The sequence below is a fragment of the Arthrobacter paludis genome (assembly GCF_056782315.1).
In genome coordinates this window covers 46,008-58,596 of record NZ_JBXAEW010000006.1, presented here as the reverse complement: position 1 = coordinate 58,596, position 12,589 = coordinate 46,008, and the positions used below count along the sequence as shown (strand labels likewise).

Genomic DNA, 12,589 nt, shown 5'->3' with positions numbered 1-12,589 from the left:
GCGGGCGCCGGAAACCTGACGGTCTGTGGAAGGATCCATCTTGGTCGCCTCGAGCACCTCTAACAACCAAACCGCTAGCTCGGCCCGCACCGCTGAAGCGGCCGGCCGACTCTCTTTCTCGAAGATCCCCGAGCCGCTGGACGTCCCGAACCTGCTGGCCCTCCAGACCGAGTCCTTCGACTGGCTCGTCGGCAACGAGCGGTGGAAGGCCCGCCTCCAGCGCGCCGCGGCCGAGGGCGACAAGTCCGTCGCGGGCACGTCCGGCCTGTCCGAGATCTTCGAGGAGATCTCCCCGATCGAGGACTTCCAGGAGACGATGTCCCTGAGCTTCTCGGAGCCGGAGTTCGCCGACCCGAAGTACACGATCGCGGAGTGCAAGGACCGCGACGCGACCTACTCGGCGCCGCTGTACGTCAAGGCCGAGTTCATGAACAACAACACGGGCGAGATCAAGCAGCAGACCGTGTTCATGGGCGACTTCCCGCTGATGACCGACAAGGGCACGTTCATCATCAACGGCACCGAGCGTGTCGTCGTCTCCCAGCTGGTCCGCTCCCCGGGCGCCTACTTCGAGCGCACGCCGGACAAGACCAGCGACAAGGACATCTTCACCGCGAAGGTCATCCCGTCCCGCGGCGCGTGGCTCGAGCTCGAGATCGACAAGCGCGACCAGGTCGGCGTCCGCCTCGACCGCAAGCGCAAGCAGTCCGTCACCGTCCTGCTCAAGGCCCTCGGCTGGACCGAGTCCCAGATCCTCGAGGAGTTCGGCGAGTACGACTCGATCCGCGCCACCCTCGAGAAGGACGGCACGAACACGCGCGAAGAGGCGCTGCTGGACATCTACCGCAAGCTGCGCCCGGGCGAGCCGCCGACGGTCGACGCCGCCGACGCGCTCCTGCGCAACCTCTACTTCGAGCCGAAGCGCTACGACCTCGCCAAGGTCGGCCGCTACAAGCTGAACCGCAAGGTCGGCGTCGACAAGCCGCTGGACGCACCCAACGCGTCCGTGCTGGACAACGACGACATCGTCGCCATGATCAAGTTCCTCGTGGCCCTCCACGCGGGCGAGCGCACCGTCAAGGGCGTCCGCGACGGCGAGGAGGTCGACGTCCGCGTCGAGGTCGACGACATCGACCACTTCGGCAACCGCCGCATCCGCGCCGTCGGCGAGCTCATCGAGAACCAGGTCCGCACCGGCCTGTCCCGCATGGAGCGCGTCGTCCGCGAGCGCATGACCACCCAGGACGTCGAGGCCATCACGCCGCAGACCCTGATCAACATCCGCCCGGTCGTGGCCGCGATCAAGGAGTTCTTCGGGACCTCCCAGCTGTCGCAGTTCATGGACCAGAACAACCCGCTGGCCGGGCTGACCCACAAGCGCCGCCTGTCCGCGCTCGGCCCGGGCGGCCTGTCCCGCGACCGCGCCGGCATGGAGGTCCGCGACGTCCACCCGTCGCACTACGGCCGCATGTGCCCCATCGAGACCCCTGAAGGCCCGAACATCGGCCTCATCGGCTCGCTCGCGACCTACGGCCGGATCAACTCCTTCGGCTTCATCGAGACCCCGTACCGCAAGGTCGTCGACGGCCAGGTCACCAACCAGGTGGACTACCTGACCGCGGACGAGGAGCTCGACGCGATCATCGCCCAGGCGAACGCGCCGATGACCGAGGACCTGCGCTTCGCCGAGGACCTGGTCCTCTGCCGCGAGCGCGGCGGCGGCGGCGAGCCCGTGCTCGTCGAGCCGGCCGAGATCGACTACATGGACGTCTCCCCGCGCCAGATGGTTTCCGCGGCCACCGCGCTGATCCCGTTCCTGGAGCACGACGACGCCAACCGCGCGCTCATGGGCGCCAACATGCAGCGCCAGGCCGTGCCGCTGCTGCAGTCCGAGGCCCCGCTGGTCGGCACCGGCATGGAGAAGTACGTGGCGGTCGACGCCGGCGACTCCATCACGTCCGACCAGGGCGGCGTGGTCTCCGAGGTCTCGGCGGACCTGGTCACCGTCCTGAACGACGACGGCACCGAGACCCACTACCCGGTCATGAAGTTCGCCCGCTCCAACCAGGGCAACGCCTACAACCAGCGCGTGCGCGTCTCCGAGGGCGACCGCGTCGAGTACCAGAGCATCATCGCCGACGGCCCGTCCACCGACACGGGCGAGCTGGCGCTGGGCAAGAACCTGCTCGTCGCGTTCATGTCCTGGGAGGGCCACAACTTCGAGGACGCGATCATCCTCTCGCAGCGCATGGTCTCCGACGACGTGCTCACCTCGATCCACATCGAGGAGCACGAGGTCGACGCCCGCGACACCAAGCTGGGCGCCGAGGAGATCACCCGGGACATCCCGAACGTCTCCGAGGAGGTCCTGTCGCAGCTCGACGAGCGCGGCATCGTCCACATCGGCGCCGAGGTCGAGGCCGGGGACATCCTGGTCGGCCGCGTCACCCCCAAGGGCGAGACCGAGCTGACCCCGGAGGAGCGCCTGCTGCGCGCCATCTTCGGCGAGAAGTCCCGCGAGGTCCGCGACACGTCCCTCAAGGTGCCCCACGGCGAGTCCGGCACGGTCATCGGCGTGCGGATCTTCGACCGGGACAACGACGACGAGCTGCCCCCGGGCGTCAACCAGCTGGTCCGCGTGTACGTGGCGCAGAAGCGCAAGATCACGGACGGCGACAAGCTCGCCGGCCGCCACGGCAACAAGGGCGTCATCTCCAAGATCCTGCCGGTCGAGGACATGCCGTTCCTCGAGGACGGCACCCCGGTCGACGTGATCCTGAACCCGCTGGGCGTTCCGGGCCGCATGAACGTCGGCCAGGTCCTGGAGATCCACCTGGGCTGGGCCGCGAAGCAGGGCTGGAAGATCGAGGGCGCCCCCGAGTGGGTCTCGAACCTGCCGAACCTGCCGCGCGAGTCCGGGCCGACCACGGTCGCGACCCCGGTGTTCGACGGCGCCGAGGAGGGCGAGATCCGCGGCCTGCTCGACCACACGAACCCGACCCGCGACGGCGTGCGCCTGGTGGACAACTCCGGCAAGGCCCGCCTGTTCGACGGCCGCTCCGGCGAGCCGTTCCCGGACCCGGTCTCGGTCGGCTACATGTACATCCTGAAGCTGCACCACCTGGTCGACGACAAGATCCACGCGCGCTCCACCGGCCCGTACTCGATGATCACCCAGCAGCCGCTGGGCGGTAAGGCGCAGTTCGGCGGCCAGCGCTTCGGCGAGATGGAGGTGTGGGCCCTGGAGGCGTACGGCGCGGCCTACACCCTCCAGGAGCTGCTGACCATCAAGTCGGACGACATCCACGGCCGCGTGAAGGTCTACGAGGCGATCGTCAAGGGCGAGAACATCCCCGAGCCGGGCGTCCCCGAGTCCTTCAAGGTGCTCATCAAGGAAATGCAGTCGCTGTGCCTGAACGTGGAGGTCCTCTCCACGGACGGCAGCGCGATTGAAATGCGTGACTCGGACGAGGAAGTCTTCCGGGCCGCCGAGGAACTCGGCATCGACCTCTCGCGGGCCGAGCCGAGCTCCGTCGAGGAGGTCTAGCCGCGACGGCGGGCCCGGCCAGTCGCCGGGCCCCGCCGTCGTCCCCCATCCTCCACAGCCCCAGCGGGCCACCGGCCCGCGACAAGACTTCTGAGATTCCACGAGAGAGAGACAGGGACCACATGTCCAGCGATTCCTCCTTCGGCCACATGCGCATCGGCCTCGCGACCGCGGAAGAGATCCGCGGTTGGAGCTACGGCGAGGTCAAGAAGCCGGAAACCATCAACTACCGCACCCTCAAGCCGGAGAAGGACGGGCTCTTCTGCGAGAAGATCTTCGGCCCGTCCCGCGACTGGGAGTGCTACTGCGGCAAGTACAAGCGCGTGCGCTTCAAGGGCATCATCTGTGAGCGCTGCGGCGTCGAGGTGACCCGCGCCAAGGTGCGCCGCGAGCGGATGGGCCACATCGAGCTCGCCGCCCCCGTCACGCACATCTGGTACTTCAAGGGCGTGCCCTCGCGCCTCGGCTACCTGCTCGACCTGGCGCCGAAGGACCTCGAGAAGATCATCTACTTCGCGGCCTACATGATCACGTCGGTCGACGAGGAGCGCCGCCACGCGGAGCTGCCGAACCTGCAGGCCCAGCACGACCTGGAGAAGAAGCGCCTCGGCGACGAGCGCGACGCCGACATCGCCGCGGTCGCCCGCGACCTCGAGAAGGAGCTCGAGCAGCTCGAGGCCGACGGCGCCAAGGCCGCGGACAAGAAGAAGGCCCGCGACCTCGCCGACAAGACGATGGCGCAGATCCGCAAGCGCTCCGACGCCGAGCTCGACCGCCTCGAGCAGGTCTGGGACCGCTTCAAGAACCTCAAGGTCGCCGACCTCGAGGGCGACGAGGGCCTCTACCGCCAGCTGCGCGAGAAGTACGGCCTGTACTTCGAGGGCTCCATGGGCGCCGAGGCCATCCAGAAGCGCCTGGAGACCTTCGACCTCGACGCCGAGGCCGAGATGCTGCGCGACACGATCGCCAACGGCAAGGGCCAGCGCAAGACCCGCGCCCTGAAGCGCCTCAAGGTCGTCAACGCGTTCCTCACGACGGAGAACTCGCCGCTGGGCATGGTCCTGGACGCCGTTCCGGTGATCCCGCCGGAGCTGCGCCCGATGGTGCAGCTGGACGGCGGCCGCTTCGCGACCTCCGACCTGAACGACCTGTACCGCCGCGTGATCAACCGCAACAACCGCCTGAAGCGCCTGCTCGATCTCGGGGCCCCCGAGATCATCGTGAACAACGAGAAGCGCATGCTCCAGGAGGCCGTCGACTCGCTGTTCGACAACGGCCGCCGCGGCCGCCCGGTCACCGGCCCGGGCAACCGCCCGCTGAAGTCGCTCTCCGACATGCTCAAGGGCAAGCAGGGCCGCTTCCGCCAGAACCTGCTCGGCAAGCGCGTCGACTACTCCGGCCGTTCGGTCATCGTCGTCGGCCCGCAGCTGAAGCTGCACCAGTGCGGCCTGCCCAAGCAGATGGCGCTGGAGCTGTTCAAGCCGTTCGTGATGAAGCGGCTCGTGGACCTGAACCACGCGCAGAACATCAAGAGCGCCAAGCGGATGGTCGAGCGCTACCGCCCGCAGGTCTGGGACGTGCTCGAGGAGATCATCACCGAGCACCCGGTGCTGCTGAACCGCGCGCCGACGCTGCACCGCCTGGGCATCCAGGCGTTCGAGCCGCAGCTGGTCGAGGGCAAGGCCCTGCAGCTGCACCCGCTCGTGTGTGCCGCGTTCAACGCCGACTTCGACGGCGACCAGATGGCCGTGCACCTGCCGCTGTCGCCGGAGGCCCAGGCCGAGGCCCGCATCCTGATGCTGTCCTCGCACAACATCCTGAAGCCCTCCGACGGCCGTCCCGTGACCCTGCCCTCGCAGGACATGATCATCGGGCTGCACCACCTGACCACGAAGCGTCCGGGCGCGCTGGGCGAGGGCCGCGAGTTCTCCTCCGCCGCCGAGGCCATCATGGCCCTGGACGCCGGCGAGCTGCACCTGAACGCGGTCGCGAAGATCCGCGTCTCCGGGTTCGTCCCCTCGGACGAGCAGCCCGCGCCCGAGGGCTGGGAGGAGGGCCAGCCGGCCCTGCTCGAGACCTCGCTCGGCCAGGTGATGTTCAACGAGACGCTGCCCGCGGACTACCCGTGGGTGGAGCACGTGGCCGGCAAGGACGCGCTGTCCGAGATCGTCAACGACCTCGCGGAGCGCTACCCGAAGACGGTCACCGCGGCGACGCTGGACAACCTGAAGGACGCCGGCTTCCGCTGGGCGACCCGCTCGGGCGTGACCGTGGCCATCTCCGACATCACGTCGAACATGGACAAGACCGCCATCCTGGCCCCCTACGAGGAGCAGGCGCTGAAGGTCCAGGCCCAGTACGACAAGGGCCTGATCGCCGACGACGAGCGCCGCGCCGAGCTGATCGACATCTGGACCAAGGCGACCGACGAGGTGGCCGCGGCGATGCGCGAGGGCATGGAGAGCCTGAACACCATCAACCGCATGGTGACCTCCAAGGCCCGTGGTAACTGGCTGCAGCTGCGCCAGATCGCCGGTATCCGTGGCCTGGTGTCCAACCCGAAGGGCGAGATCATCCCGCGCCCGATCAAGTCCTCCTACCGCGAGGGCCTGTCGGTGCTGGAGTACTTCATCGCGACCCACGGTGCCCGTAAGGGCCTCGCGGACACCGCGCTGAAGACCGCCAACTCGGGCTACCTGACCCGTCGTCTGGTGGACGTGTCGCAGGACGTGATCGTGCGCGAGGCCGACTGCGGCACCGAGCGGGGCCTGACCGTCCCGATCGCGTCCGTGGACGAGATCGGCACCGTGCGCAAGCACGAGACCGTCGAGAACTCCGCCTACACCCGCACGCTCGCCACCGACGTCACCGACGCCGAGGGCAACGTGCTGGCCCAGGGCGGCGCCGACGTCGGCGACGTGCTGATCGACGAGCTGTACAACGCGGGCGTCACGGAGATCAAGGTCCGCTCCGTGCTGACCTGCGAGTCCGCCGTCGGCACCTGCGCGCTGTGCTACGGCCGCTCCCTGGCCACCGGCAAGCTGGTGGACATCGGCGAGGCCGTCGGCATCATCGCGGCCCAGTCGATCGGCGAGCCCGGCACGCAGCTGACCATGCGTACGTTCCACACCGGCGGCGTCGCCTCGGCCGAGGACATCACGCAGGGTCTGCCCCGTATCCAGGAGCTCTTCGAGGCCCGCACCCCGAAGGGCGTGGCCCCGATCTCCGAGGTCGCCGGCCGCATCACCATCGAGGACGCGGAGAAGCAGCTGCGCGTCGTGGTGACCCCGGACGACGGCTCCGAGGACATCGCGTACCCGGTGCTGCGCCGTGCGCGCCTGCTCGTCGCCGACGGCGACCACGTGGGCGTCGGCCAGCAGCTGGTCGCGGGTGCGATCGACCCGAAGCAGGTGCTGCGCGTGCTCGGCCCCCGCGAGGCCCAGAAGTTCCTGGTCCGCGAGGTCCAGGACGTCTACCAGTCGCAGGGCGTGGGCATCCACGACAAGCACGTGGAGGTCATCGTCCGCCAGATGCTGCGCCGCATCACGGTCATCGAGTCGGGCGAAACCGACCTGCTGCCGGGCGAGCTGGCCGACCGGTCCCGCTTCACCCAGGAGAACCGCCGCGCGGTCTCCGAGGGCAAGAAGCCGGCGTCCGGCCGCGACGAGCTCATGGGCATCACGAAGGCCTCGCTGGCCACGGACTCGTGGCTGTCGGCCGCGTCCTTCCAGGAGACCACCCGCGTCCTGACGCAGGCGGCCATGGAGGGCAAGTCCGATGCGCTGCTGGGCCTGAAGGAGAACGTGATCATCGGTAAGCTGATCCCGGCCGGCACCGGCCTGGACCGCTACACGCAGGTCACGGTCGAGCCGACGGAAGACGCCAAGGCGAACCTCTTCACCGGCCCGAGCGCCTTCACCGGGTTCGACTACGAGGGCATGGAGCCCGGCAGCGCGCCGGAGTTCCAGGCCATCTCGATGGACGACTACGACCTGGGCAACGACTTCCGGTAGCCCCGGAACGTCACACCACCCGCGGGGCGGCACCGATCCGGTGCCGCCCCGCGGCGTTCCCGGCTGCGGGCCCCGCGGGGTCCCGGCCGTGGGCCCGCGGGGTTCCCCCTGTGGGGTCGGACACGGACCGGCGCCGCCGCCGTCGTCCCCCGCCTAGTCAGCGGCGCGCCGGGCGCGCCCCGGCGCCGGGGGAGGGGCCTGGGGCTCCGCGGAATCGGAGGAGCCGGGCCGCGCGTGATACCCTAGGATCAATTGTTTTGTGTGTGGCAATAGGGACACGGTCCGGGTTGCGGGGAAGTTGCGCAACGTATGCCACACTTTTGCACGCCTACGGACTTTTGCCGCGGACGCTGCGAGAAACGAGCAAGGCAGCGTCCCGGCCCCGCGGTGAGCGGAACCGAGTCGAGGCAGAACCCAGAAACCGGAGGACACGATAGTGCCTACTATTCAGCAGCTGGTCCGCAAGGGCCGCTCGCCGAAGGTCAACAAGACCAAGGCCCCCGCCCTGCAGGGCAACCCCATGCGCCGTGGCGTGTGCACCCGCGTGTACACCACCACCCCGAAGAAGCCGAACTCCGCCCTCCGCAAGGTCGCCCGCGTGCGCCTCGCCGGCGGCGTCGAGGTCACGGCCTACATCCCGGGCGTCGGCCACAACCTGCAGGAGCACTCCATCGTGCTCGTGCGCGGCGGCCGAGTGAAGGACCTGCCGGGCGTTCGCTACAAGATCGTCCGTGGCGCCCTCGATACCCAGGGCGTGAAGAACCGTGGCCAGGCCCGCTCCCGCTACGGCGCCAAGAAGGAGAAGAAGTAATGCCTCGTAAGGGTCCCGCGCCGAAGCGCCCCCTCGTCTCCGACCCCGTCTACGGGTCGCCGCTCGTCACCCAGCTGATCAACAAGGTCCTGGTCGACGGCAAGAAGTCCACGGCCGAGCGCATCGTCTACGGCGCCCTCGCCGGCGCCCAGGCGAAGACCGGCTCCGACCCGGTCCAGACCCTGAAGAAGGCCATGGACAACGTCCGCCCGGCCCTCGAGGTCAAGTCCCGCCGCGTCGGTGGCGCCACCTACCAGGTCCCGGTCGAGGTCAAGCCCGGCCGCGCCACCGCGCTGGCCCTGCGCTGGCTGGTGGGCTACTCCAAGGCCCGCCGCGAGAAGACGATGATCGACCGTCTCCAGAACGAGATCCTCGACGCGTCGAACGGTCTCGGTGCCGCTGTGAAGCGCCGCGAAGACACGCACAAGATGGCCGAGTCCAACAAGGCCTTCGCCCACTACCGTTGGCAACTGGTGGGGGGAGATGGCGGCGGGGCCGGCCCGAAAGGAACCGGCCCCGCCGCCGTCCCCCGCACCAACACATAGGGAGACACCGTGGCACTGGACGTGCTCACCGACCTCAAGAAGGTCCGCAACATCGGCATCATGGCGCACATCGATGCCGGTAAGACCACTACGACGGAACGCATCCTGTTCTACACGGGTGTGAACCACAAGCTCGGCGAGACGCACGACGGTGCTTCGACGACCGACTGGATGGAGCAGGAGAAGGAGCGCGGCATCACCATCACGTCCGCCGCCGTGACCTGCTTCTGGAACCAGAACCAGATCAACATCATCGACACCCCGGGCCACGTGGACTTCACGGTCGAGGTGGAGCGCTCCCTGCGCGTGCTCGACGGCGCCGTCGCCGTCTTCGACGGCAAGGAGGGCGTCGAGCCGCAGTCCGAGACCGTCTGGCGCCAGGCCGACAAGTACGGCGTCCCGCGCATCTGCTTCGTCAACAAGATGGACAAGATGGGCGCCGACTTCTACTTCACGGTCGACACCATCATCAAGCGCCTCGGCGCGACCCCGCTGGTCATGCAGCTGCCGATCGGCGCCGAGTCCGACTTCATCGGCGTCGTCGACCTGCTGACCATGAAGGCCCTGGTGTGGCCGGGCGACTCCAAGGGCGACGTCACCATGGGCGCCCAGTACGAGACCCGCGAGATCCCGGAGGAGCTCAAGGAGCGCGCCGAGGAGTACCGCGCGAAGCTCGTCGAGCAGGTCGCCGAGGCCGACGAGGCCCTGATGGAGAAGTTCTTCGAGGGCGAGGAGCTCACCCTCGAGGAGCTCAAGGGCGGCATCCGCAAGCTCGTCATCGACAACGCGGCCTACCCGGTCCTCTGCGGCTCGGCGTTCAAGAACCGCGGCGTGCAGCCGATGCTGGACGCGGTCATCGACTTCCTGCCCTCCCCGCTGGACGTGCCCGACATGATCGGCCATGACCCCAAGGACGAGGAGAAGGAGCTCAAGCGCGAGCCCAACGAGGAGGAGCCGTTCTCCGCGCTGGCGTTCAAGATCGCGGCCCACCCGTTCTTCGGTCAGCTGACCTTCGTGCGCGTGTACTCCGGCAAGGCCACCTCCGGCATGCAGGTGCTCAACTCCACGAAGGGCAAGAAGGAGCGCATCGGCAAGCTGTTCCAGATGCACGCCAACAAGGAGAACCCGGTGGAGGAGGTGCACGCGGGCCACATCTACGCGGTGATCGGCCTCAAGGACACCACCACCGGCGACACCCTGTGCGCCACGGACGCGCCGATCGTCCTCGAGTCGATGTCCTTCCCGGAGCCGGTGATCTTCGTGGCCATCGAGCCGAAGACCAAGGGCGACCAGGAGAAGCTCTCCACGGCCATCCAGAAGCTCTCCGCCGAGGACCCGACGTTCACCGTCTCCCTCAACGAGGAGACCGGCCAGACCGAGATCGGCGGCATGGGCGAGCTCCACCTGGACATCCTGGTGGACCGCATGAAGCGCGAGTTCAAGGTCGAGGCCAACGTCGGCAAGCCGCAGGTCGCGTACCGCGAGACCATCAAGAAGGCCGTCGAGAAGGTCGACTTCACCCACAAGAAGCAGACGGGTGGCTCCGGCCAGTTCGCGAAGGTCCAGGTCTCGTTCGAGCCGCTGGACACCACCGAGGGCACGTTCTACGAGTTCAAGAACGCCGTCACCGGTGGCCGCATCCCGCGCGAGTACATCCCGTCCGTCGACGCGGGCATCCAGGACGCCATGCAGTTCGGTGTCCTCGCCGGCTACCCGATGGTGGGCGTGAAGGCGACCCTCATCGACGGCGCCTACCACGACGTCGACTCCTCGGAAATGGCGTTCAAGATCGCCGGTTCCCAGGTGTTCAAGGAGGGCGTGCGCCGCGCCAACCCGATCATCCTCGAGCCGATGATGAGCGTCGAGGTCCGTACGCCCGAGGAGTACATGGGCGACGTGATCGGCGACATCAACTCCCGCCGTGGGCAGATCCAGTCCATGGAGGACGCCGCCGGCGTCAAGGTCGTCAAGGCCCTGGTGCCGCTCTCCGAGATGTTCGGCTACATCGGCGACCTGCGTTCCAAGACGCAGGGCCGCGCCGTGTACTCGATGGAGTTCAACTCCTACGCCGAGGTCCCGAAGGCCGTCGCCGACGAGATCATCCAGAAGTCCCGCGGCGAGTAGCCAAGGAACACCATCCGCCGGACCCGGCCCCCGGGGCCGGCGGAACCGTGGGGCCGGCCCTCGTGGCCGGCCCCACGGGGCGGACCCGAAGCCCGCGGGCGAGCGGCCTGGCGGACACCGCACAATTTCAAAAAAGTAACAAGCCCACAGTAGACTTGCATGAGTTTCGTCCACGAACCGCGTGGGCGGGGTAAGTCTTCTGACAACGTTCTAGGAGGAACCTGTGGCGAAGGCAAAGTTCGAGCGGACTAAGCCGCACGTCAACATCGGCACCATCGGCCACGTTGACCACGGCAAGACCACGCTGACCGCCGCCATCTCGAAGGTGCTGGCTGAGAAGTACCCGGACCTCAACGAGTCCCGGGACTTCTCCGCGATCGACTCCGCCCCGGAGGAGCGCCAGCGCGGCATCACCATCAACATCTCGCACATCGAGTACCAGACCGAGAAGCGCCACTACGCCCACGTTGACGCCCCCGGCCACGCCGACTATGTCAAGAACATGATCACCGGCGCTGCCCAGATGGACGGCGCGATCCTGGTCGTGGCCGCCACCGACGGTCCGATGGCCCAGACCCGCGAGCACGTTCTGCTGGCCCGCCAGGTCGGCGTTCCGACGCTGCTGGTCGCCCTGAACAAGTCCGACATGGTCGAGGACGAGGAGCTGCTGGACCTCGTCGAGATGGAGGTCCGCGAGCTGCTGTCCTCGCAGGGCTTCGATGGCGACGACGCCCCCGTGGTGCGCGTCTCCGGCCTGAAGGCCCTCGAGGGCGACGCCCAGTGGGTCAAGGCCGTTGAGGACCTCATGGAGGCCGTCGACGAGTACATCCCGGACCCGGTCCGCGACCGCGACAAGCCGTTCCTGATGCCGATCGAGGACGTCTTCACGATCACCGGCCGCGGCACCGTCGTCACGGGCCGCGCCGAGCGTGGCACCCTGCCGATCAACTCCGAGGTCGAGATCGTCGGCATCCGCCCGATCCAGAAGACCACGGTCACCGGCATCGAGATGTTCCACAAGCAGCTCGACGAGGCTTGGGCCGGCGAGAACTGTGGCCTGCTGCTCCGCGGCATCAAGCGCGAGGACGTCGAGCGCGGCCAGGTCGTCGTGAAGCCGGGTTCCATCACCCCGCACACGAACTTCGACGCGAACGTGTACATCCTGTCCAAGGACGAGGGTGGGCGCCACAACCCGTTCTACTCGAACTACCGCCCGCAGTTCTACTTCCGCACCACGGACGTCACCGGCGTCATCACGCTGCCCGAGGGCACCGAGATGGTCATGCCCGGCGACAACACCGAGATGGCCGTCGAGCTCATCCAGCCGATCGCCATGGAAGAGGGCCTCGGCTTCGCCATCCGCGAGGGTGGCCGCACGGTCGGCTCCGGCCGCGTCACCAAGATCACCAAGTAGCCACTGCTTGATGGTCTGACCGAACGGTCGCCAGGAACCCCGCTGCTTCGGCAGCGGGGTTCCTGCGTTTAACGGTTGTCCACAAGTCGCGGAGGGGCCGTTTCGGGCGGGGCGGCGCGAACTATACTGGTGAGT

5 protein-coding genes and 1 pseudogene are annotated in these 12,589 nt (G+C 68.1%); all 6 read left to right on the top strand.

Going from position 1 to position 12,589, the window contains the following annotated elements; genetic code table 11:
* Window positions 1-40: 40 nt before the first annotated feature.
* On the top strand, window positions 41-3,547 hold the full coding sequence (gene rpoB / locus AC1Q5D_RS06620) for a DNA-directed RNA polymerase subunit beta (RefSeq protein WP_481737786.1): 3,507 nt from the start codon (window positions 41-43) through the stop codon (window positions 3,545-3,547).
* Between the two features lie 122 nt (window positions 3,548-3,669).
* Complete coding sequence (locus AC1Q5D_RS06615) at window positions 3,670-7,560, top strand: DNA-directed RNA polymerase subunit beta' (protein WP_481737785.1); 3,891 nt, start codon at window positions 3,670-3,672, stop codon at window positions 7,558-7,560.
* 436 nt (window positions 7,561-7,996) lie between these two features.
* Entirely contained in the window at window positions 7,997-8,371 is a 375-nt protein-coding gene (gene rpsL / locus AC1Q5D_RS06610; RefSeq protein WP_481737784.1) for a 30S ribosomal protein S12, read from the top strand.
* A pseudogene (gene rpsG / locus AC1Q5D_RS06605) lies at window positions 8,371-8,838 on the top strand (30S ribosomal protein S7); the annotation flags it as partial. The gene rpsL and the pseudogene rpsG, both read left to right, overlap by 1 nt.
* Window positions 8,839-8,925: 87 nt before the next feature.
* The gene (gene fusA / locus AC1Q5D_RS06600; protein WP_481737783.1) at window positions 8,926-11,040 is read left to right on the top strand and encodes an elongation factor G; all 2,115 of its coding nucleotides are present in this window, start codon (window positions 8,926-8,928) and stop codon (window positions 11,038-11,040) included.
* 223 nt (window positions 11,041-11,263) lie between these two features.
* Window positions 11,264-12,454: an elongation factor Tu gene (gene tuf, locus AC1Q5D_RS06595; protein ID WP_481737782.1), complete on the top strand. Its 1,191-nt coding sequence runs from the start codon at window positions 11,264-11,266 to the stop codon at window positions 12,452-12,454.
* Window positions 12,455-12,589 lie beyond the last annotated feature (135 nt).